18 protein-coding genes are annotated in these 23090 nt (G+C 60.0%); 14 read left to right on the forward strand and 4 right to left on the reverse strand.

Annotated features, from left to right (window positions below; translation table 11 throughout):
- The first annotated feature begins 53 nt into the window (after positions 1-53).
- Together NW808_RS05980 and NW808_RS05985 are read left to right on the forward strand one after the other, a co-directional pair.
- Complete coding sequence (locus NW808_RS05980) at positions 54-1211, forward strand: pyridoxal phosphate-dependent aminotransferase (protein ID WP_414420606.1); 1158 nt, start codon at positions 54-56, stop codon at positions 1209-1211.
- 202 nt (positions 1212-1413) lie between these two features.
- Positions 1414-2325: a hypothetical protein gene (locus NW808_RS05985; protein ID WP_414420607.1), complete on the forward strand. Its 912-nt coding sequence runs from the start codon at positions 1414-1416 to the stop codon at positions 2323-2325.
- A gap of 21 nt (positions 2326-2346) precedes the next feature.
- Here the strand turns inward: NW808_RS05985 and NW808_RS05990 are convergent, their stop codons facing one another.
- Positions 2347-2838, reverse strand: coding sequence for a bis(5'-nucleosyl)-tetraphosphatase (locus NW808_RS05990; RefSeq protein WP_414420608.1), 492 nt, complete (start codon positions 2836-2838; stop codon positions 2347-2349).
- A gap of 139 nt (positions 2839-2977) precedes the next feature.
- Entirely contained in the window at positions 2978-4399 is a 1422-nt protein-coding gene (locus NW808_RS05995) for a DUF2079 domain-containing protein (protein ID WP_414420609.1), read from the reverse strand.
- Between the two features lie 359 nt (positions 4400-4758).
- On the opposite strand from NW808_RS05995, the gene NW808_RS06000 reads away from it, so the two are divergent.
- From NW808_RS06000 to NW808_RS06015, 4 genes are all read left to right on the forward strand, one after another.
- Positions 4759-6483, forward strand: a complete 1725-nt coding sequence (locus NW808_RS06000) for an electron transfer flavoprotein (protein WP_414420610.1) — start codon at positions 4759-4761, stop codon at positions 6481-6483.
- Positions 6484-6625: 142 nt separating this feature from the next.
- A complete protein-coding gene (locus NW808_RS06005; RefSeq protein ID WP_414420611.1) occupies positions 6626-8032 on the forward strand; it encodes a sugar transferase in 1407 nt (468 codons plus the stop codon).
- Between the two features lie 18 nt (positions 8033-8050).
- On the forward strand, positions 8051-8821 hold the full coding sequence (gene purC, locus NW808_RS06010; RefSeq protein WP_414410883.1) for a phosphoribosylaminoimidazolesuccinocarboxamide synthase: 771 nt from the start codon (positions 8051-8053) through the stop codon (positions 8819-8821).
- 49 nt (positions 8822-8870) lie between these two features.
- Positions 8871-10280, forward strand: coding sequence for a DUF2157 domain-containing protein (locus NW808_RS06015; RefSeq protein WP_414420612.1), 1410 nt, complete (start codon positions 8871-8873; stop codon positions 10278-10280).
- Between the two features lie 989 nt (positions 10281-11269).
- Here NW808_RS06015 and hemC read toward each other — a convergent pair.
- Complete coding sequence (gene hemC / locus NW808_RS06020) at positions 11270-12256, reverse strand: hydroxymethylbilane synthase (RefSeq protein ID WP_414420684.1); 987 nt, start codon at positions 12254-12256, stop codon at positions 11270-11272.
- Positions 12257-12531: 275 nt separating this feature from the next.
- Here hemC and NW808_RS06025 point away from each other — a divergent pair, with 275 nt between their 5' ends.
- The 6 genes from NW808_RS06025 (at position 12532) to NW808_RS06050 (ending at position 18389) form a co-directional block, all read left to right on the forward strand.
- On the forward strand, positions 12532-12993 hold the full coding sequence (locus NW808_RS06025; protein WP_414410866.1) for a YlqD family protein: 462 nt from the start codon (positions 12532-12534) through the stop codon (positions 12991-12993).
- A 180-nt stretch (positions 12994-13173) separates the two neighbouring features.
- The gene (locus NW808_RS06030) at positions 13174-14601 is read left to right on the forward strand and encodes a glycosyltransferase family 2 protein (RefSeq protein ID WP_414420613.1); all 1428 of its coding nucleotides are present in this window, start codon (positions 13174-13176) and stop codon (positions 14599-14601) included.
- A gap of 70 nt (positions 14602-14671) precedes the next feature.
- Positions 14672-15664: a ketol-acid reductoisomerase gene (gene ilvC / locus NW808_RS06035; RefSeq protein ID WP_414420614.1), complete on the forward strand. Its 993-nt coding sequence runs from the start codon at positions 14672-14674 to the stop codon at positions 15662-15664.
- A 23-nt stretch (positions 15665-15687) separates the two neighbouring features.
- Entirely contained in the window at positions 15688-16995 is a 1308-nt protein-coding gene (serS, locus tag NW808_RS06040) for a serine--tRNA ligase (RefSeq protein ID WP_414420615.1), read from the forward strand.
- Between the two features lie 90 nt (positions 16996-17085).
- Positions 17086-17520, forward strand: coding sequence for a BlaI/MecI/CopY family transcriptional regulator (locus NW808_RS06045; RefSeq protein ID WP_414393902.1), 435 nt, complete (start codon positions 17086-17088; stop codon positions 17518-17520).
- Positions 17517-18389, forward strand: coding sequence for a M56 family metallopeptidase (locus tag NW808_RS06050; protein WP_414420616.1), 873 nt, complete (start codon positions 17517-17519; stop codon positions 18387-18389). The genes NW808_RS06045 and NW808_RS06050 overlap by 4 nt, the downstream gene beginning before the upstream one ends.
- Here NW808_RS06050 and NW808_RS06055 read toward each other — a convergent pair.
- On the reverse strand, positions 18342-20525 hold the full coding sequence (locus NW808_RS06055) for a tetratricopeptide repeat protein (RefSeq protein WP_414420617.1): 2184 nt from the start codon (positions 20523-20525) through the stop codon (positions 18342-18344). The two genes, NW808_RS06050 and NW808_RS06055, sit on opposite strands and share 48 nt — an antisense overlap.
- 105 nt (positions 20526-20630) lie before the next feature.
- Between NW808_RS06055 and NW808_RS06060 the strand changes: the two genes are divergently transcribed.
- Together NW808_RS06060 and ilvB are read left to right on the forward strand one after the other, a co-directional pair.
- Positions 20631-21047, forward strand: a complete 417-nt coding sequence (locus NW808_RS06060; protein ID WP_414420618.1) for a thioesterase family protein — start codon at positions 20631-20633, stop codon at positions 21045-21047.
- Positions 21048-21290: 243 nt separating this feature from the next.
- Complete coding sequence (gene ilvB / locus NW808_RS06065) at positions 21291-23087, forward strand: biosynthetic-type acetolactate synthase large subunit (RefSeq protein WP_414420619.1); 1797 nt, start codon at positions 21291-21293, stop codon at positions 23085-23087.
- Positions 23088-23090: the final 3 nt, after the last annotated feature.

Below are 23090 nucleotides of genomic sequence, written 5' to 3' on the forward strand. Positions count from 1 at the left end.
GGTTAGGCTAAGTCCCGTTCGCATAGGCGGGAGGGAGTCCTAAGGGGATTGACGTGCAACGGCCTCGACATGGTGGCCACCGAGCTTGGGCAGCAGCGATTGCTGGTTGCCCGGTTGAGGCCATCGTGGATTTTTCCGCTAGCCTCAACCCCCTGGGCCCGCCGCAGTCGGTTGTGCAAGCCCTAGTTCGAGCGCTGGCGGCACCGGACCCAGTTGCCATCAGCTGCTACCCGGATCCCGACTATCGAGAGCTACGTGCTTGCTTGGCGCAGCGCTGGTCAGTCGACCCGGAGTGGATTTTTGTCGGCAACGGGGCGGCGGAATTGCTGACCTGGGCTGCTCGGGAGGCACAGGGGCTGGAGGTATGGCTGCCCCGTCCCGCTTTTGGCGACTATGAGCGGGCACTGCGGGCAGCAGGTGCCGTGATCAAGCCGCTGGATTGGTGGTCTTGTCCGGGATCGCCCACTGCCGCTTTGCTGCCAGAAGGGATCCCTGGCAACAAGAGAGGCCGGGTGCTCTGGCTAAACAATCCCCACAACCCGACGGGCCAGCTGATCCCGCGGGAGGCCATTCTGCCTCTTCTACCCCACTTTGAGCAGGTGGTGGTGGATGAGGCTTTTATGGACTTTCTCCCGGGAGACGCGCCGCAAGATCCAATTGATCTCTGCGCTGCAGCTGCTTGCCCCAACGGGTCAGTGGCCCCTTTGCCCCGCAGCCAAACCTTGATCCCCTACCTTGAGGCCCACCCTAACACCCTTGTCATTCGCTCGCTGACCAAGTTTTTTACTTTACCCGGGTTGCGCATTGGGTTTGCAGTGGGCCATCCGGAGCGCTGGCGACGCTGGCGGCAGTGGCGGGATCCCTGGAGCGTCAATGGCTTGGCGGCAGTGGCGGCGGCAGCGGCTTTGGCTGACGCGGACTTTCGCCAGCGCACCTTGATGTGGTTGCCCAGGGCCCGCGAGCATCTGCTCAGAGGTCTGCAGGCGCTGCCCGGTTGGGATCCCTGGCCCAGCCAAGCCAATTTTGTGCTGGTGCGCTGCCCCCTCTCCGCCACGCAGCTTCAAGAACAGCTGCTGCAGCAGTACCGCATCCTAGTGCGGGATTGCCTAAGCTTCCCAGAGCTGGGGGATCGCTATCTGCGTATTGGCCTAAGAACTCTGCCGGAGCAAGAGCGCCTGCTCTCGGCCTGTCGGGAGATCCTGGAAAAATGACCTGGGTGGAGGCCTTGCTTGCCCCTGCTCGCCCACTGCAGCTCCTTGCGGCCAGGCCCTAGAAGCTGGCCTTAGGTCTGTGGCATGGTATTAATGGCGTTGTCTCTGTCCCTTGCCCCAGTCCTGCTGTCAAGCTGTCAACGGCTAGAGTGTGAGGTTGGCTTTGCATACTGGTTCCTAAGCGAGGGAGGGTAGGTTATCTATGGACTTTTCTCCACTTCACTCAGATCCTACTCAGCCCCTGCCGCCGCCTCAGAAAACGCAGCTGACGCCCCAACGAACGCTTTCGGAAGTCCCTAGCCGTCTGCATCTGGATCCGCCCAAAGAAGGGAAACATTTCCGTCTCTGGCCGCGTTTACAGCGCCGGGAGTCCATCTCACAGCTGCGGGGGAGCCAGTCCGCTAGCAGCCTTCCCACCCACCGTCCTTTGCCTGTGCTGATCCAAGAGGTGGTGGAAGATTTAGAGGAAGAAGAAGTGCCCCGCCCTTCTAGAGGAGTTTCGCCCCTGGCGGCTTTGCTGGTTTGGGTGCTCTCTTGGGTGGGGATTGGCTTTGGGGTGCGCTGGCTACTCTGGCCAGAGGAGCTGTCGCTGCCTAAAGCTGAAAAGAAACTTGCTTTGGTGGACTTGGCCCAGCTACCCCTGATTCCCGAGGTGGGGGAAGAGTCGTATTCAGCTGGGGTGACTCCCCCTGAGTTAGCGCTGGGGTTGACCACTCCTTCGGTGGAGAGACTGCAAGTCGAGCCCCTTGAAAATGTCCCCAACCCGCTGGATAGCCTGCAAACTCCTCCCAGCCAGGAGACATGGGTGGAGAAATTGGCAGCTAGCCTGGAGCGTCCCTCCCAAGACAAGCTGCCCCGGGCGGTACCTTTGACCGGCAGCGATCCCGACTCGCTGGGGCCAAACCGCGGCGAGGGCACTTTCTTGGTGCTGACCACCTACTCTGGGGAGGAGAGCTTGGCGCAGGCTCGCCGCATTGCCCGTGACGCCTTTGTTAAAGAGGTGAACGGCCAAAAGTTTGTACAGGTAGCAGCCTTTGCACAACTAGAATATGCCCGCTACCATGCCGAGACCTTGAAAAATCAGGGCTTTAACGTCACGATTGTCGAGCAGTAGCTTGGGCCGGTTGAGTTGCAATCACCTTTGGCCTCCCCACAGCTCTTCTAGATAAGCTTGGCAGCGGCGTAGAAGCTGGCGGCTTTCTTCAAAGGTCATTTGTTCCAAAGCTTCGGCGTAGGAGCACCAGCGGTAGGCAGCCACCTCCTCCGGTTGAACCTGTAGCTCAGGGGGAGGGAACTGGGTTGGCAGGAGAGCGACGTAGTAGGTAACGGTCTTGGCCACGGCATTCCCGGCGGAATCGGTGAAGGTGTAAACCTCCTGCAGCGATAGAGGCTCGGACTGACCCGGCAACACTAGAAAGTAGTACTCGGTCAGGCCGGTTTCCTCGCGCAGCTCCCGCTGGGCTGCCGCCAGCTCGCTCTCACCCTCGTCTTTGTGTCCTTTGGGGAAGGCCCAGTGCCCCTTTTGGTGCTGGATAAGCAGATAGAGATGGGATCCCTGGGCAGGTGGCAGAGGAAGCACTGGGATCACGCCGTAGGCAGCGTCCGTCAGCATGGAAAAGTAGGCCATGTTTTTAGAGATTCTAGCTTTCTTGCCCCCCAAATCCTAGGCCTCAGCAGAGAGGGAGGATGCCAGCAGCTCATCTCCGGAACTGCTGTTGGTGGGGTTCGGGATTCTGGGCCGAGCTTTTGACTATAGCAGGCTAAGCCTAAGGTTTTTCCCGTAGCCTGGAGAACAGGTACACCCCATCGCGATGGTAGAGCAGTCGAAACGAGGTTTCTTTTTGTAAAGCTCGGATCAGAGCATGGGAGAACTCTGGGCTGCTGCGCCATCCTGGATGGCGGCTGTTCAGTAGCACATAATCAAAAAAATCCCACTGGTCAAGGGGGGATCCCTTAAAGCGGCTTTCGTCGGTAAAGTAAATAACCCGCCGGTGGGTGAGGTGGGGGCAGATCTCGTGGGTGGTGAGAACGCCCCCTTGAGTGGTGATCTGGGCAAGGGCCTCTCGAGTGGCCTGCCAAGTGTCGAGAGACTGGAGATAGATAGATCCGAAAAAAGTGTATTTGCCCAGAGCCAGAAAAGCCAGCAGCGACCAGGTCAGGGCCGCTTTCTTGGCAAAACGAGCTTGAAAGCAAGGCGTTTTCATCCTTTCAATAATAGCCAGAAATAAGAAGGGGACAACAGGCAGCGCATACTGATGCACCAGATCCCGATAGGCAGGATTGCTGGAGAGAATGTTCAGCCCCAAAGTTGGCAGAGCAGGGATCCAGGGATCCCAGTGGCGCCAAGAGAGCCCCCAGGCCACGGGGATAATCAACAAAAATCCATAGAATAGGGTATCGAGAGAGAAGAATTTGCCCAGGACTAATGTTGGCTTGAGCACCAAGTTTTGGATGATCTCAGAAACAGAGCTGCCCAGATAGCTATAGTGGGAGATGGCCGCCGGCTCGCTGCCGCTAAAGTGAGGGATAATCCAAAAAGTGGCTATGCCAAACCAGGCTGAACCTAAGGCTATGGCCACCCAGCCGGCCACCTGGCAGCGCTGTTGCCAGCGCTTCTGGATTCGCCTGCTTTCGAAACGCAGTAGCCAAACTCCCAGGGCAACAACATTGAGAGACAACACTGCCTTGCAGCCAAGGATACCGCTCAGGCACAGCAAGAACCCCCACAGCTTGCCAGAGCGAATGCAGAGTATAGCTGCCAAAAAAAGGGGAACGGCCAACACCTCTGGGTGAAAATCAAAAAGGTTGGCGTTAAAGATAGCCGGGTAGAGAAGATAGGCGGCGGCAATGGTCTTTGCCTTTCCAGGATCAACCTCGGCCTGGAGCGCAAGATGGTAAACGGCCAGCGCTCCCAAAGTTAGCGCCAGAGATTGGATGCCGAACAGCCAATAAACCGAGGGGACAATGCGGTACAAGAAACTGATGGGATATAGGATGAAGGCCGCATGATCCCCGAGGATGTGGATCCCGCGGATGGTGGAAAAAGGAACTTCTCCACGGCTAATTAGATAAATTGATTGGTCAAAAATTCCAAGGTCATAGCCGCCCGACTGAAATAAGTGATGTCGCACAACGCTGCAGCTCAAAAGAGCCAAGAAGGCGCAGAGCAGCATTGCCAACATAGACATAGGCAGAGGACGATTCTTCGACATCCGCCAAGACTGGGGGATCCCACTGGAGCAGATCCAGTTGCTGCCAACGAACTGTCGGTTCTACCCACCGAAGCCGTATTGCCATCGCAAAAGCTAGGGATTGCTTGAACCCAGACGGCAGTGCAGACAGCTTGGCCCGAAGTCTGAGGAAAAACCCCGACAGTCTTGCTAGAAGAGGCACCGCGACCGTCCACCGATGAGAAGGAGAGTTGGCCATTGTCTCGGCTGTGGAGGCAGCGCAGAAGCTTGAGAAGGTCTAAAGTTTTGCTTTCTTTCCACCGCCTCTTTTTAGGATACAGGCAGGCCATCCAAAGCCGCTGCGTGGGGAATTCTGCATGGGTGAAGCCATCCGCTACGACCTGCTTTTGGTGGGGGGGAGCTGCTCGAACCTAATCCTGGCCCATCGCCTTCTGGATCTGGCCAAGCTCTCTGGGCTTAAAATCTCCATTGCCATTTTGGAAAAAGCCCGGCAATTTGGTGGGCACATTGTCAGTGGCGCTATCTGCAACCCCCAGGTGATTGCCAAGCTTTTCCCGGATTTTGAGAGCCAAGGATTTCCCCACGAGGGGCGGGTGGAGGTGAGCCACCTGAGCATATTGGGATCCCAGGAACGCTGGGACTTGCCAGAGGCAGTGATCCCAAAGGGGTTGCGCAAACAGGGGCAGCTCATCCTCACCCTCAGCCATGTCATTCGCTGGCTGGCCGAAACCCTCCAGGAAAAGGCCAAAGGGATCCCCAACGTCACCCTGGACGTATTCCCTGGCTTTGCCGCCCATGAGATCCTCTATGAGGGGGAGCGAGTCATTGGGGTGCGGGTGAGCGACTCCGGCCAGGTTTATGAAGACTGTGTCTTTGCCGAGCTCACTTGTTTTGGCGACAAGGGGTTTATCTCTAAGGACCTGATCGAAAGATTTCACCTGCGCCCCCGCCCGCAACTGTGGTCAGTGGGGGTCAAGGAGCTGTGGCAGATTCCTGGCTCACTGCAGGGGCAGGTGTGGCATACCCTGGGCTACCCCGTTTTGGATGGCAGCTTTGGCGGCGGCTTTGTCTATGGTCTCAAAGATAACCGCCTGGCTCTGGGCCTCATCATTGGCCTCGACAGCAAAAATCCCAACCTCAACCCGCAGCAGCGCCTGCAGGAGTTCAAAGCCCACCCCTGGATCCAGTCCCTGATTGCTGGCGGCAAGTTGCTCAAGTACGGGGCGGCTGTCATTCCCGAAGGGGGCTACTACAGCTTGCCCACCCGCTTTGGCGTCGAAGGGGCCTTGCTCTTGGGCGATGCCCTGGGGGTGCTGGATGTGGGCAGCCTGGCCGGGATCAACAACGCCATGGAGACCGGCTACCTAGCAGCGGGCCTCATTCACGACGGCTTCTTGAAAGGAGATCTGCGGATCCAAGAGGCCTACCAAAAGGCGGTGATGGAGAGCTCCGTTGGCCAAGATCTCTACCGTAGCCGCTACTTCCGGGAGGCCTTTTTGGAAAACTCCCGTCTGCTGGAAGCGTACCTGCCCCAGATCTGCTGCAGCGTGGATGCCGGCCACCCTTGGCTGGGATCCCTGCGCTGGGGCCTGCAGGATCCCGTGCGTCGCGGCGGGGAACTCCTGCGTGCCTATACCCTGCTGACGGGACGGGTCAGCGCCAGCGAGCCACCCCCACGGGGATATGTGGCCCCCCATGCCGCCATCCAGGCGGACTTTGTGGCCCCCAGCGTTGTGGATCCCGAAACATTGACCACTCGAGCGGGCTATTTCTCGCGATCCGAGGCCGTCTTTTTTGCGGATCCCCGCTACCCCGAAGGCAACCGCCATATCCTCGAGTTTAGCGCCGACACCTGCCGCCAGTGCATTGCCACCTACGACAAACTTAACCGCCCTACCCCCTGCGTGGCCGATTGCCCGGCAGAAGTCCACCACATCCGGGAACGCAACGGCCTCCGCTCCCACGCCATGGCTTTGGAAAACTGCATCCAGTGCCGCACCTGCGAGATTGTCTGCCCCTATCTCAACTTGCGGGTTAACCCCAGCTACGAGGGATCCGGCCCCGATTTCTACGGGCTGTAGTGTCCTCTAGGTTGGCTGGGGCAGCTCTCTGGCCAGTTGGGACGGCCAACCACTAGAATCCCAGTCTGGACTCTAGAGGAGACAGTTCTTGGCCAATCCCTTTAGCCAGAGGCAGTCCTCTTGGAGGAGGACGGGGCCCTTTTTGGGTAGCTACACCCTGAGCCTAGATCCGCACCACCTGTGGGTGCCCTTGGCCTGTTTTGGGGATGGGCTCTGTATTTGGCTGGCCTTCGGGGCAGCTTACTGGCTGCGCAGCCTAGGCCCTCACCAGCTTTTGCCGTGGGATGTTTACGCTGGCTTGGGGTTGCTGACCGTTCTCAGCTACTGGGGCGTTCAGGCCGGTTTGGGAGGATACAGCGAATCAAAGCGCCTATCTCGCTTTGAAGAATGGGCCAGCTTGCTGCTGGGGCTGGGGGTGACCTTCGGCCTGGTGCTGGCAGGGGCCTTCTTCGTGCGCTCCGTCTCGCTCTCACGCTTGGTGGTGGGCTATGCTGGCCTGCTGGCTCTGCTCGGCTTGACGGTAATGCGGGCAGCGCTGCGGCTGGGCATGGGCTGGCTATACGCCCGCGGCCAGGGGAGGCGACGGGTCATCTGGGTGGGATCCGGACTGCTTTTGGCTGAGGTGCTGGAGCGGCTAGAGCGCTGTCCAGCCTTGGGGTTCGAGATCAAGGCTTGGGCCGTGGCTGGGGATCCCTCGGCGCCAGAGCCGGGGCCTCTGCAGAAGCTGGAGCGGCTTGAGCCCGCTCATCTGGTGGCCTATGTACAGGCTCACCCTGAGATCCAGGAGGTGTGGTTTGGGCAGCCCCAGTTGGCCTCTGCGCCCCTCTTGCTGAGCTTGCAAGCCCTCTCCGTTCAAGTGCGCCTGGTGCCAGATCTTCTCAGCTTCTTAACCGTTAACCTCCAGTTCCACTCTCTGGATGGGATCCCGCTGCTGACGCTGCGGCAGCCCCCTCTGCGCTATGCCCACAACCGTTTCCTCAAGCGCGCTGTAGATATCCTAGGGGCCTCCCTGGGTCTGGTGTTGCTTAGCCCGCTCTTCCTGGTCATCGCTCTGCTGGTGGCCTGCAGCAGCCCTGGCCCCATCCTGTATTGGCAGGAGCGGGTAAGCTTGGATGGGCGGCGCTTTTGGATTGCCAAGTTCCGCACCATGCGGGTAGATGCGGAGGAGCCTGGGCAACCGGGCTGGACGCGCCCTGGGGATCCGCGTCGAACCAAGATAGGAGCCTTTTTGCGCCGCACCAATCTGGACGAGCTTCCCCAGCTTTGGAACGTTTTGAAGGGGGAAATGAGCCTGGTGGGCCCTCGCCCCGAGCGGCCCTACTTCGTGGAGCAGTTTAGCCAGGAGATCCCCAAGTATCCAGATCGGCACTTGGTGAAAAGCGGCCTTACCGGCTGGGCCCAGATCCACGGCCTGCGGGGAGACACCAGCATTGCCCGCCGCACCCAGTATGATCTCTACTACGTGCAAAACTGGTCTCTGTGGCTGGATCTGCGCATCCTGGCCATCACCCTCTGGCAAGGGATCCGCGGACGGTTGAACGGATATTAGGGGTTGCTCATGTCCTCCTTGCCCACGCCCCAAGAGCTCCTCTACGAGGGCAAAGCCAAACGGGTCTACCGCACCGCCGATCCCCAGGTTTACCTCTGCCAGTACAAAGACGACGCCACGGCTTTTAATGCCCAAAAGCGGGGATCTATCGCCGGCAAGGGGGAGGTCAACTGCACCGTCTCTAGCCGGGTGTTTGCCTACCTGGCGCAGCAGGGCATCCGCAACCACTTTCTGGCCCAGACCGGCCCTCATGAGATGCAGGTGCGCGCCCTGCGGATCCTGCCCTTAGAAGTGGTGGTGCGCAACCGTGCTGCCGGCAGCCTCTGCAAGCGCCTGGGCCTGGAGCAGGGGCTTCCTATCCAGCCGCCGCTGGTGGAGTTTTACTACAAAAACGACGCCCTGGGGGATCCCCTGGTGACTCCCGACCACATCCGCCTGTTGCGCCTGGCCACGCCAGAGCAAGTGGAGGTGTTGGGATCCCTGGCTTTGGCAGTCAACACTCACCTTCGCGACTTCTGGAGGCGCTGCCGGCTGGAGCTGGTGGACTTTAAGTTGGAGTTTGGCTTGGACGAGGAAGGGCAGATCTGGCTAGCGGACGAAATTAGCCCCGACACCTGCCGCCTGTGGGATCTGGAGGGAGCTGAGCCACGAGTGCTGGATAAAGACCTCTTTCGCTTTGATCTCGGCGATCCGGCAGCCGGCTACCAAGAGGTGCTGCAGCGGGTGCTCCAGGCTACGGATCCCAATCTCCCCTCTCCCTTTGGGAAAGGGGTTGGGGGTGGGGGCTAGAATACTGGCGACATACCCTGCTACACCCGGCACCTTGACGGGATCCCCTGTGACTTCTCCCCGCCCCGACGACCGCTTCCGCCGTCAACTGGCCGACCTGCTGAACACCTGGGTGGAGCAGGGGTTGATCGAACCTGCCCAACGGGATCGCCTGCGGGAGTACTACCAGCTAGAGAGCTTGCCGCGAACAGCCGGCAGCCGCTTTACCCTGTTGCTGCTGCTGTTTGGCGCCGTGCTAGTGGGCTTGGGGGCGATCTCCTTCGTGGCCGCCAACTGGGACGCCATTCCCCGCTGGGCCAGAGCCTTGGGATCCCTGGCTCTCACGCTGGGGCTGCAGGGGGCCGGCTTTCGGCTTAGGCAGCAGGGCTCCCCGCGCTTGGGCAGCGCCTTGTTGATTGCCGGCGAGCTGTCTTTGGGGGCTGCCATTGGCCTGACGGCCCAGTGGGTTCAAATCGGGGGATCCCCGGCGGGCTTGTTCTTGGCCTGGGGGCTAGGCAGCCTGGCCATGGCCTACAGCTTGGTCCACACCCCCAGCGGCATCTTGGCCTGTCTCTTATTCGCCCTGGCTGGGATAACTACCCTGTGGGAGGAGGGGATCGGCTCGGCTCTGGATCCTCTCTACCCCTGGCTGGCCCTTGGCCTACTGCTGCCCCTTGCCTATGGGTGCCGCTCCCGTTGGATCTTGGCTTTGGCATTGGTGAATTTCGGCCTGGCGCTAGAAAGGCTGGCAGGGCGCTGGGACAGGTCTGCAGAAAGCTTGACCCTCTGGCTGCTGCTTGGTCTTGCTGTCGTCTGGGGGCTGGGCTTTTGGCACCAACGCCATGGGCAGTGGCTAGGCCAGATCTTGACCGGAGAAGATGGCCAGGAGGGCGAGCAGGAGCAAGGCTTGGATTTGGACTCGACGGCGGAGGGGCTGGCCTTCCTGGGGTTGGGCTTTCTCCTCTACCTCTGGAGCTTTCGTGAGCTTTGGGACTGGGATCTCAAACCTGTACCCTTAGTCCAAACTGTGGATCCCTGGGCGGGCCTGTCGGCAGCAGGATTGCTATTGCTAGCCGGTTGGAGCTGGTGGCAGGGCTGGCAGGCAAAGAGTTCCCAGCCCGTTTCTGCTTGGCTGAAGGATGCTGCCGTTCTGTTCTCGCTGGTTGCCTTGGCGCTTTTGCTGGGGATCCGCAGCGCCCTGCCTTTGAACCTAACCGCAAAGGTAGCCTTGGCCTTCTTTGCTCCCTGGATCGTGACCCTTTTGCTCGTGGGATTGTCGGTGGTGCTCTGCTGGGAAGGGCTGCAGCAGGGGCGGCGGAGCCGCTTCTGGCAGGGGCTATTGGGCCTGACCTTGGTGGTGCTGACCCGCTTTTTCGAGTACCCAACCGGCCTGTTGGCTAAGTCGGCGGTGCTGGTGGTCTGTGGGATCGGCGTGATCTGGCTTGGGCTGAAGTTTGAGAGACGTATCTTCAATGCCTAGGAATCTTTCCTTTGGCTTTCTCAGGAGCTCAAGAGTCAATAGAAGTTTACAAAAAATCGCGACACTTAGGGAACTTACTCTTCTCTGAAAAGTCTTTATTGGTAGAAAGTTTCTTGGAGAACGTCAATGAAAAAAACAGGCCTGGGCCTAGGTATACTGGCTCTAGTCTCTTTTGGTTTCTGGAGCTATGGCCCTTCCTCGATTGCCTCTGGTAGAGATCTGTTTTGGGGGCACTTTCCGGTAGCGCAAGCTCCAAGGCCGGCTGTGCCAGCAAGGCCTAGGACTCCAGAACCCGCGCCCTCCCCTGTTCCCGAAACTGAGGCCATCGATGAGCTGTTCCGCCAGATCCCCATTCTCCCCTCTCCAAGACCGTTGCCCACGCTCCCCTGCCCTCGGCCCATGAGGTTGCAGTCGGTGAGGCTGCAGGCTCCGCCACCCAGCCCCGCTGTTCCTTTGCAGCCAGAGATTCCAGCCACCATTTGGAACAAGCTCCAGGGTCCTTATGGAACTACCAACTGGTCAGAACCAAACCCAAATAAAGTCTTTGCTCACACTTTTCAATGGAATCCTCCTTGTAAAGCAGGCTGCCGGCTGGGAGGTACTCTGACGTTTGCCTACCGCAACAATTTGCCGGCTAGCAGCAACAGTTCTCCGGATGCGGGCAACGACAAGTACTACGTGTATAACGGCGGCACTCTAACTCAATCGGGGTTCCTATACGCTTCACCTGTTAGTTCGACAGGTCAGACTTTTACCAAAACCCTAACGCTCTCGCCCGCTGAAGTTGCCAACAACAAGGTTACGTTGGTGGTTCAAGACGACACGGCTGTCTTGGAAGCTAAGGTGGAGCTCAACTACTGCTGCTGTGAATGTGAGTTCCCTATCTGAGGCAAGTCCTTGGCAGCAGTAACGGCAGAGGGGGGGATCTAAAACTCTCCCTGCCGTTTTTCTTTCCCTTGGCCAGTTTCCCGAGAGCTAGCCAAGAGAATTTAGCAGCGAGCCCGGGCAAAGATCTCCTGCAAGATCTCGTCGGCTCCCTGCTGCTTCAGCTTCTCCGCCAGGGCCACCCCAACCGCTTCCGGATCGGCGGTGGATCCCGTCTGGGTATCGCGGATGAGCCGTCGCCCCTCTAGGTCGGCCACCATGCCGGTCAGGTGCAGCTCTTCCCCTCGAACTTGGCTGTGGACGCCGATGGGCACTTGACACCCTCCTTCCAAAGCCCGCAGGAAAGCTCGCTCGGCCAAACAGCGGGCTGTCGCCTCCGCATCAGCCAAGGGTCGGATGAGCTCCAGAATCCGCTCGTCCCCCTGCCGGCACTCGATGCCGAGGGATCCCTGGCCAACGGCGTACAGAGACACACTGGGATCCAGCACCTCGTGGATCCGGTCGGTTTTGCCCAGCCGCTTTAGGCCGGCCACCGCCAAAATCAGGCCGTCGTACTCCCCCCGATCCAGCTTGGCCAAGCGCGTGTTAAGGTTGCCCCGCACGTCCTTAAACTGCAAGTGGGGAAAGGCGTGGCGCAGTTGGGCCAGTCGCCGTAGCGACGAAGTGCCAATCACCGTCCCTTCGGGCAGGGTGGCGAGTTGGTAGCCACGCAGCTCCTCCCGCAGCACCAGCGCGTCCAAAGGATCCTCCCTCTGCGTAATCGCTCCTAGTACCAGGCCCTCTGGCAAACGGGTGGGCAAATCCTTGAGGCTGTGCACTGCCAGATCGCTACTGCCGTTGAGCAGACTGACCTCCAACTCCTTGGTAAACAAGCCCTTGTCTCCAATTTTGGCCAGCGCCACATCTAGGATGATGTCTCCCTGGGTGGAAAGCGTGTGCAGCTCCAGCGGCAATCCTGGATGGTGGGCCTGCAACTGTCCCATTACCCAGTAGGTCTGGGCCAAAGCCAGCTCGCTTTTGCGGGAGGCGATCCGCACTGGCTGGGCAGCCCCTGCCGAGGGCCGCAAGGGAGTTGAGGCCAGTTCGCTCATGGCTGCTGCAAAATCCGAGAACACCGTCTTTCACGCTAACTGACTTCGCGCCGCCGCAGGGCAGCGACCTTCAAGATCCTTAACCAAAGCTGCCATTTCGCCCCAGCCCAGACTTTACCGCAGGGATCCCAGCCAGTAGGATAGAGTAGGTGTGTTTTCCTTCGGCTCAGCAGGAGAGGATTTAGTCTGCTGAGCTTTCCTTCCCTAAGTCCAGGGTTTTGAGGGGAGATTTCTACAGCCCCAGTTTGCTCGATTGTCTGCCTGGTATCGGTCTTATGGAAGAAAACAACGTCGGCAACGGCACTCAGTTACTGCTCAAGCGCACCATCCCTGTTAAGGTGGTGGTCACCCCCCTCTGGAAGAAAGAAATGCGGGAGCAATTGGAGCGGCAGATTGAAGCCACCGATGCTCAGATACAGCAACTGGAGTTTCAGGGTAAGCGGGCCATTGCCGAAATCGAAAAGCAAAGCCCTAACCCCAATAGCCCTCAGGTGCTCCAGCAGGTGGAAGCAGTGAAAAGCCGCGTGAACGAGCAAAAGGTTAGGCTCCTGGATCAGAAAAACCAGTTGCTCCAGCAGCTCAACCAACTGAGCGACCTGGAACTGAACCGGGAGGTGCTGCAGGGCAGCGTGGAGAGCTTCTTCTACGTGCAAAAGGGAGACAATCTGATTCAGAAAATGCAGGTGGAGATCCTGCTTGAAGATGGGGTCATCAAGGAAATTCGTGGCAACCCATGAGCTCCCCATTGGGGCAGGAGGGATCCCTTGCTGCAGGGGTGGCAGCCCAGGAGCTTAGGTTTTCAGCCCAACTCGGTGACAACCCGGTGGTGACTATTAACGACCTCTGAACAGCCGCCAGGCCTAGGTTTAGGCAAGCCGGTTGATTTGGGCAAAGCTGTTACCGACAAGATGCTCCCCATGTCTGAGTTTGTCTGGTCAGAGGCGGTTCCCCTTGAGGATCTGGATCTCCCCGAGTGGCTGCTTACCTCAGCCCAGCGCCGCCGGCTTAAAGCTCTGCTAGTTTTGGCGATGGTGTGGGGGGTAGTGAGCCTGATGCATCAGGTAGCCGTGGCCCGTTGGCTTACTGTTGGCCTAGCTACCTTCATGGTTATCCACGTCAACCGCCTGTTTCGCCTGCAGCCGGCAGAGCCGCCGCCTCCCTTGCGGCTTCACTCCCTGGAAACCCCAGTTGGAGACGAGGTTGACAAGGGATCTCCCAACCTTCCCTCAGAGGCTTTGGCCTTGCAGGAGCCGCCTCTGCCGCGGGTAACGGTGCTGATCCCGGCCAAAAACGAGAGCGCTGTGCTACCGCGGCTGCTGCACAGCCTTAGCCAGCTGGACTACCCTCGCAGCCATCTAGAGCTCTGGGCCATTGATGACGCCAGCAGCGATGCCACCCCAGACATCCTGCAGGAGGCCCAAAAATGGCTGCCGCACCTCCGAGTTTACCGGCGGCCCCCAGGGCGAGGGGGCGGAAAGTCTGGTGCCCTTAACGAGGTCCTTCCCCTGACCCAGGGAGAGATTATCCTTGTCTGTGATGCCGACGCCATTGTGCCCTCGGATCTACTGGTTCGCACCCTGCCTTTATTTGCTCAGCCTCCTCGTCCTGGTCGGCGGGCAGTAGGTGCTGTACAGGTGCGCAAAGCCCTGAGCAACCCCGACGTCAACTTCTGGACGCTGGGCCAGGTGGCAGAGATGGCCTCCGATGCCTACTTGCAACAGCAGCGGGTACTCATCGGCGGTATTGGCGAACTGCGGGGCAACGGCCAGTTGGTACGGCGAGATGTTCTGGAAAAGTGCGGCGGCTGGAACGAAAGCACCCTCACCGACGACCTGGACCTCACCTTGAAGCTCCACCTGGCAGGGGTGGATATTGCCTTCCTCACCGAGCCCGCTATTGTCGAAGAGGGGGTTACCTCTTGGAAAAGCCTTTGGTACCAGCGTTGTCGTTGGGCAGAAGGGGGTTACCAGCGTTACCTTGACTATTGGCCAGGGATCCTCAGCGGTCGCCTAGGCATGGCCAAGACCGTTGATCTCTGGGCTTTCTTTATCTCCCAGTATCTGCTGCCCATGGCTTTGGTTCCCGATACCCTCTGGGTGCTGTTGACGGGCCACTCCTCAGTGCTGCTTCCCCTGAACGCTCTGGTCATGGGATCCCTGACCCTGGCCTTCTATCGCGGCCTGCGCCAGGTGGAGGGGCTACGCGGGCGGCAACTGTGGTGGCGTATGGTCCTGGGGTTGCTCTACATGCTCCACTGGCTGCCGGTTATGATTGTCACCACGGCTCGGATGTGTGTGCAACCCAAACGGCTGAGGTGGGTGAAGACCGTTCACTATGGCCACTGAACCTGCTCTGTTTTTCCCTGCCATCCTGGTATCCTAGTTCAAACGCAGCTACTCCCTACCCAGCCTAAGTATGGCTCGCCTCTACTACGATACCGACGCCAACCTAGAGTTCCTAAACGGCCAGACGGTGGCCATCATTGGCTACGGCAGCCAGGGGCACGCCCACGCTCTCAACCTGCGCGACAGCGGTGTCAACGTCCTCGTCGGCCTCTACCCCGGCAGCCCCTCTTGGCCCAAAGCCGAGCAGGAGGGGTTGACCGTCAAGACGGTGGCCGATGCCGCTGCTGCCGCTGACTGGGTGATGATCCTCTTGCCCGATGAAGTCCAAAAGGCTGTCTTCCAGAGCGAGATTTGCCCCCATCTGCGGCCGGGCAAGGTGCTTCTATTTGCCCACGGCTTCAACATCCACTTTGGCCAGATTCAACCCCCCCCGGATATCGATGTCATCATGGTGGCTCCCAAAGGCCCTGGTCACCTGGTGCGGCGCACTTACCTAGAGGGGCAGGGGGTGCCCTGTCTCTTTGCTGTCTATCAGGATGCCTCCGGGATGGCGCGGGAGCGGGCCATGGCCTATGCCAAGGCGATTGGCGGCACTCGAGCTGGCATCCTCGAGACCACCTTTCGGGAAGAGGCCGAGACCGATCTCTTCGGCGAGCAAGTGGTGCTCTGCGGCGGCCTTACGGCCCTGATCAAAGCGGGGTTTGAGACGTTGGTGGAAGCAGGCTATCAGCCGGAGTTGGCCTACTTCGAGTGCCTGCACGAAGTTAAGTTAATTGTGGATCTCATCGTCGAGGGGGGGCTGGAGAAAATGCGCCAGAGCATCTCCAACACGGCAGAATACGGCGACTACACCCGTGGCCCCCGCCTCATCACGGAGCAAGTCCGTGCCGAGATGAAGCGCATCCTTGCTGAGATCCAAAGTGGCCAGTTTGCCCGCGAGTTTGTCCTAGAAAACCAGGCAGGTAAACCGGTGTTGACTGCGATGCGCCGCCGCGAGGCCGAGCACCCCATTGAGAAAGTGGGCAAGGAGCTGCGGGCCATGTTTAGCTGGCTGAAAAAGTAAGAAGTTCTTGCTAGGCAGGTCTTGTGCTGGATCTAAAGCTGCTGCGGGATCGCCCGGAGGAAGTACGCCAAGCCCTGAACAAGCGCGGGGCTGCTGCCGATTTGGATAGGATCCTAGAGCTGGATGGCAAGCGGCGCCAGTTGGAGACCCGGCGCGTTGCTCTGCAGGCCGAAAGCAACAGCCTGGGCAAGAAAGTGGGCGAGCTCATCCGGCAGGGGGCGGATCCCCAGGGAGCGGAAGTGACGGCCCTGCGGCAGCAAGGAGCAGATCTCAAGGCTGAGATTGCCCAGCTGGAGCAGCGGGAGCGGGAGCTGGAGGAGGAGATACGGACTCTTCTCCTCACCCTGCCCAATCTGCCCTTACCCAACGTGCCAGTGGGCCAGGATGAGACGGGAAACGTGGAGGTGCGCCGCTGGGGGGATGCGCTAAAACCCACTCACCCCGTTCTTCCCCATGACGAGATTGCCGAGAAGCTGGGCCTCTTGGAGGTTGGCCGTGCCGTCAAGGTAGCCCAGAGCCGCTTTGTGGCCATGGTAGGGGCAGGAGCAGCTCTGGAGCGGGCTTTGATTGCCATGATGCTGGAGCGCCACATTGCCGCTGGCTACACCGAGGTGATCCCTCCTTTTTTGGTCAACAGCGCCGCCTTAGAGGGGACAGGGCAACTGCCCAAGTTTGCCTCAGAGAGCTTTCGCTGTGCTGAGGACGACCTCTGGCTAATTCCGACGGCAGAAGTGCCCCTCACGAACCTGTACCGGGATGAGGTGATCCCGGCCGAACGTCTGCCGCTTTATTTTTGTGCCTACACACCTTGCTTTCGCCGCGAAGCCGGCAGCTATGGCCGGGACACCAAGGGCCTAATCCGGCTGCACCAGTTTCAAAAGGTAGAGTTAGTCAAGATTACCCATCCCCAGCAATCGGAGGCCGAGCACGAAAAACTCGTGCAGGATGCTGAGGCCATCTTACAGATGCTGGAGCTGCCCTACCGGGTGGTGGAGCTGTGTACCGGCGATCTCGGTTTTTCGGCGGCCCGCTGCTTCGATCTGGAAGTGTGGTTCCCCTCCCAAAACCGCTACCGCGAGATCTCCAGTTGCTCCAACTGCTGGGATTTCCAGGCCCGCCGCGCCAACCTGCGCTACAAAGAGGCTGGGCAAAAGGGCACCCACTTCGTCCACACCCTCAATGGCTCCGGCTTGGCGGTGGGACGGACTCTAGCCGCTCTGTTGGAAAATCACCAGCAGCCAGACGGCTCGATCCGCATTCCCCAGGCGCTGCGTCCTTTTCTAAGCCCTCGCTTCCTAACAGAAGACGGCACTCTCCAGAGTGCTCCCTGAGCCTTTCTATAGACTTCTTGTTCAGGAAGGAAGGGCGCTGCCGAGGCTTAAGCTAGCCTGGACTAAGTGCCCCTTCTCAGGCAGGGGATCATGTTGCCAAAGCATCGTCCCAAGCAACTGTCACTGGGCCCTCTGGAGTCGGAGATCCTTGAAATCCTTTGGGATCTCGGCAGTGCCAGCACTCGTCAAATCCACGAGCGCATTCTGGCCGACCCGGATCGGGAGCTGGCTTATGCCTCGGTAACTACCGTTTTGCGGCGCCTGAGCCAAAAGGGCTGGGTAAGCTGTGAGCGGCGCACCGATGCCGAGGGGCGGTCTTTGCCAATGCTGTGGCGGCCCCGTCTCTCTCGCCAGGAAGCTGCTAGCCTAAGAGCCTTTGCCCACTTGCAGCAGTTTTTGGCAGTGAGCGACCCAGACACCGTGGCCGCCTTTGCCGACAGCCTGGATCAGGCCAGTGTTTCCCAGTTGCAGGCGATTGCCGAACGGCTGCGAGCAGCCCGCCAGGCTAGGAGGGATCCCCAGTGAGCCACCTGGGCCTGTTGCTGTTGGGCTTGGCCTTCAGTTGGCTGTGGCGAGCCCAAGTGCGGCTAGATAGAGCGGGCTCCTGGGCGCAGCGCTGGCAGTGGGCCTGGATCCACTTCTTGCTGCCGCCCCTGTTTTTGCTAACAACCGCCCTGGCTTTGGCCTGGATGGGGCCACGGGGACAAATGGCTGGAGCGGGAGGGTGGTTTTCCTACGGCTGTGCGCTGTTGGTACTGGCGGCAGCCACAGGCCTGGCCTTGCGCTGGATTGGGGAGTACTGGTGCTCCTGTCAACGCGCCCACCGGCAGGCCCTGGCGCAGGTGAATTTGTGTGGCTTTTCGGCTTACGTTTTGGACTTGGAGATCCCTTTTGCCGCTCAGGTAGGCGTGTGGAACTCGCAACTGGTAGTTAGCCGCGGCCTGCTGCAGCAGTTGGATGAAGAACACCTGCGGGCAGTGCTGATCCACGAAGAGGCCCATCGCCACTACCGCGATACCCTGTGGATGTCGGCGGTGGGCTGGCTGCGCCGCTTTAGCGCTTGGCTGCCAAATACGGAGCTCCTCTGGCAGGAGTTGCTGACCCTGCGGGAACTGCGAGCGGATCGCTGGGCAGCCCAGCGGGTGGATCCCTTGGTGCTGGGAGAGGCGCTGCTGCAGGTGGTGAGCTATGGGAGGGGACAGCAGCCGTCAAATGCCTGGGTTGGCTTTGCCCTGGAAATGGACCCCCCTCCAGGAGGGCGCCTGCAGGAGCGCATTGAGGCTTTGCTGCAGCCCAAAGGGCCTGAGGTCTCCGGGCTCTCGCCGTTTCCGGGGAGTTGGGGTTGGCTAGGGTTGGCGCTGTTGCCCCTGCTCGCTATTCCCTTTCACACCTAAAAGTCCAGCTCTGCCTAGTGGCTGCTGCACAGGGGTGGGCAGGTCTTCTTGAGGGCTGAGGGTCTCCAGCGCTGGCAAGGCTGAACCTGGCATTGCCGCAGGGGCAGGGCTCGCGGCGGGATTGACAAGAGCCAACTCCTGCAGCGCCGCTTGGGCTGGCTGAAACTGGGGGTCTAGCTCTAGGCAGCGCTGCCAACTAGCCTGGGCCGCTTCCTGCTGGCCAGTCCGCAGTTGGGCTAGCCCCAAGGTATGCCAAAAGGCAGGCCGCTGGGGCTCCAGTTCTGTGGCCCGTTGGGCGTCGGCTAAAGCCAGCTCCAATTTCCCCAGCTTCAGGGCTTCCCAGGCGCGGTTGTTGAGGGCCACTGCGTCCTCGGGGGTCAGCTGCAAAACCCGCGAGTAGGCCTCCACCGCTTTTTCTGCCTCTTTCAGGTCGCCATAGACCAGCCCTAAGGCAAACCAGCCCCAGGGATCCTGCTCATTGAGGCTGGTTCTCTGCCGACTGGCAGCAAGGGCCTCCTCCAGCCGACCCAAGCGCCGCAGGCTTGTGATCTGGCCAAACCAGCAGGCTACGCTGCCAGGACGCTGCTGCAGTAGGCGTTGGAACTGCTCCAAACTAGCCTCGTACTGCCCCAACGCTTGCAGAACCGCTGCCAGGGCATAGCGGGCCGGAAAGTTCTCTGGCTGGATCTTCAGGGCCTCCTCGAAGTGGATGCAGGCCTCTTTGAGGTAGCCCAATTTCTGGAAAGCCACGCCGCGGGCATACCAGCCTTTGGGGTTGTCAGGGTCATAGCGCAGGGCGCGTTCCAGGGCTTTGCTGGCTAACCGGTACTGCCCCAGGCGCAACAGGGCCACGCCCAAGTTGTATAGCGTCACGGGATCCCGACGGCGCAGTCGCAGCGAGCGCTTGTAACACTCAATGGCCGAGCGCAGCCGCTGGCAGTGGAGGAGGGCATTGCCTTGGTAGCGCCAGACCCGCGCGCTTCTGGGGTTGAGCTTCAAGACCCGGGCAAAACTGGCCGCCGCTGCACTGGGCCGCCGCAGCCGTCGCAGGGCAATCCCACGCGCCAACCAGCTGCGGGGTTGCTTGGGGTTATGTCGCAACGCCTTGTTCAAGCTGTTGAGGGCCAGCTTTGGCCGTTTGAGTTGCAGCAGACGAATGCCGCGATTGTGCCAGGCCAAGGCATCTTCGGGGTTGCTCTCCAGCACCCTGTCGTAGTTGACCACCGCCGCTTTGTACTGGCCCAGGCGCCCCAGAATTAGGGCCAAGCGCAGCCGCGTCTCCTCGTCATAGGGGTTAATGCTCAGGGATCCGTGGTAGCTGTCGATTGCCTCGCGGTAGCGGCCTAACTGCACCAGCACGTCGCCGCGCCGACTCCAGGCCAGGGCAAAGTTGGGATCCATGTTCAAGGCGCGGTCGTAGGCAGCTAGAGCCTCGGTTAGGTTGCCCCGCTTGCGCCATTCCTCCGCTCGCTCAAACTGGATATCGGCGCTATTCCACTGAAACAGGCGCTGAAGAAATTGCAAAATGGCAATCTTGCGTGCCCCTTCCTCTGGTGTAGCGGAAGGCAGTTCGCCAGTGGCAATGCGCAGGATGGCTAGCTGAATGGCTCGTAGAAAAGCTTGGAACCCCCGCACTTCCTCATCTTCAGGAGGTTCCTCACGGCGGCGGTAGTGCAGCCGAAATCGCTGGAGATCCCCAGGGGCGGGAAAGCTGGGGTCCAAAAAGTGCATCAGCTCGCGGGCCCGGTACTCAAACAGCACCGGGTCTTCCTCAGAGCCGCTAAAATCCACCAGCGGCGCTTCTGCCAGGGGCTGAGGCAGCTCAGTGGGCGTGTGGAGCAGGGTCAAGAGACGCTGGTTTTGCCGGGGCGGGGCGTGGGAGAAGCCACTGTAGAGCTCATCTCGGGGCCAGGGATTGGCAACAAACTCCGGCGAGGCCACCACCCCAATCCAGCGGCACTGCTCGATGGCCAGTTGCAGTTCCAGCTTGCGGTTATCCCCGGGTTGCAGCATCCAGCGATCGAACCAGACCTTGAACCCCTCTTGGTCCAGCCGCTCGGCCAGTTGCCGTACCCAGCGGGTCTGGGCGCGGTGGTAGCGCAGGAAGAGATCGAATTTGTAGGGTCCTGAGGACATGAACGCCCCCTTGCTGCCTCCTTCCAGCTTATCTTTGCTACTGCCTCAGTGGCTTGGGGCTGTAAAATATCGCGAGGACAGCGCTTCTGTGCTGCGTCTTTTTCCGTGAAACCCGTTCCCCTTGGCACCCGTGGCACTTGGCAAGGGATCCCTGGCCCTGAGCACACGGCAGAGGCCCTGGGCAATCCCGGTGTGCAGGTCATCGCCTCCCCGGCTCTGTTGGCGCTGATTGAGCGATGTGGCCACACCACCTTGCAGCCCTTCTACGAGGCAGAAGAAGCTGCCGTCGGGATCCGCTTTGCCCTGGAACACCGCTCGGCGGCGGTAGTGGGGGATCCCTTGCAGGTTGAGGTTGAAGTCGTGGCTGTGGAGGGAAGGCGCGTTCAGTTTCAGGCAGAGATCACCCAGCAGGGGCGACTGGTAATGCAGGGATCCTATACCTGTCAGGTGATTGATTTGCCCCGTTTTCTAGCCCGCTATGGATTGACGTTAGGGGATCCCAGTCGGTGCTCAAGCTCCTAGGAGGATAGCTGCTGGCCAGCTTTGCGGGAGTTTGCCTCATGGGGCAACCTCGCCAACGAGCTAGGGGGCTAGCGGCTACTTTCTTCTATCCAGAGCGCGGCAGACGCTGTCTTTACAGAGATCCACCCCCAAGCAGAGCCCCAGAGCAAACCCCTGCTAGACTGTTGAATTGAATTAAAAAGCTGGCCAGTCTTCCGATGCAGCCGCTCCAGGTTGAACGCTCGGTAGGGGGGAGAGGACATCGTGGCAACAGGGGCCTACGCACTGGTGGATAGCTTACATCGCCATGGGGTGCAGCACATTTTCGGCTATCCGGGAGGAGCAATCCTGCCCGTTTACGACGAGCTGTACAAGGCCGAATCCCAAGGGCTACTCAAGCATTTCCTAGTCCGCCACGAACAGGCCGCTGCCCATGCTGCCGATGGCTACGCCCGCGCTACCGGCAAGGTGGGGGTGTGCTTTGCCACCTCGGGGCCGGGGGCAACCAATTTGGTGACAGGCATCGCCAACGCCATGATGGACTCTGTGCCTCTGGTGGCCATTACCGGCCAGGTGCCCCGCCATTTGATTGGTACTGATGGCTTTCAGGAGACTGACATTTTTGGCATCACCCTGCCCATTGTCAAACACTCCTACGTGGTGCGCGACCCCCGGCAGATGGCCCGGATTGTGGCCGAGGCCTTCCACATCGCCAGCACGGGGCGACCCGGTCCAGTGTTGATCGACATCCCCAAAGATGTGGGCCTGGAAGAGTTCGACTACCAGCCGGTCAGTGAGGTCCATATCCCCGGCTACCGGCCCACTGTGCGGGGCAACCCTCGCCAGATCCACGCGGCAGCCAAACTTATCCTGCAGGCCAAGCGACCCTTGCTCTACGTGGGCGGCGGGGCCATCATCTCCGGAGCCCATGCTGAGATTGCGGAGCTGGCCCACACTTACCAGATCCCGGTAACCACCACCCTCATGGGCAAGGGGGCCTTTGATGAGAATGATCCCCTCTCAGTGGGGATGCTGGGCATGCATGGCACGGCCTACGCCAACTTTGCTGTTACTGAGTGCGACCTGCTCATTGCCCTTGGAGCTCGCTTCGACGACCGTGTAACCGGCAAGCTGGACGAATTCGCCAAGCATGCCAAAGTTATCCACGTCGACATCGACCCAGCGGAGGTGGGCAAAAACCGCGTCCCTGACGTGCCGATTGTGGGAGATGTGCGCACCGTTTTGGTGGAGCTGTTGGCGCAGCTAAGTAAAATGCCCTACACCCCTGGCCAAACGCAAGCTTGGCTGGCGCGGATCGAGCGCTGGAAACGGGAGTACCCCTTGCAAGTGCCCTCTTATGAGGGCGTGATTGCCCCGCAGCAGGTCATTGAGGCGTTTCGGCGCCATGCTCCCCACGCCTACTACACCACTGATGTGGGTCAGCACCAGATGTGGGCGGCCCAGTTTCTGCGCACTGGACCCCGCCGCTGGATCTCCAGCGCCGGCTTGGGCACCATGGGCTACGGCTTTCCAGCAGCCATAGGAGTCAAGGTGGCCCTGCCTCACGAGGAAGTCATCTGCATCAGTGGCGATGCCAGCTTCCAGATGAATATGCAGGAGCTGGGCACGGTGGCCCAGTACGGCATTGCCACTAAGGTGGCCATTATCAACAATGGCTGGCAAGGCATGGTGCGGCAGTGGCAACAGGCTTTCCACGGCGAGCGCTATTCTCACTCCGATATGGCGGCGGGCATGCCAGATTTTGTCAAGCTGGCCGAAGCCTTTGGTATCAAGGGCATGCGCGTCGATCACCCCGATCAAGTGGACGACGCTATCCAGGAAATGCTGCGCCATGAGGGGCCAGTAGTGGCTGATTTTGTGGTCAAGCGGGATGAGAACTGCTACCCAATGGTGCCTGCTGGCAAAGCCAACTACCAGATGATTGGCCTGCCGGAAAAGCGGCAACTGGAGCAGGCTGCCGAGTTGATCTATTGCCCCAACTGCGGCGCTAAGAACCCCAGCTCGCACAAGTTCTGCCCCGAGTGCGGCGCCAAGCTCTAGAGC

Origin of the sequence: Synechococcus sp. W70.1, from assembly GCF_047461515.1 — a bacterium.
Lineage (GTDB): Bacteria > Cyanobacteriota > Cyanobacteriia > Thermostichales > Thermostichaceae > Thermostichus.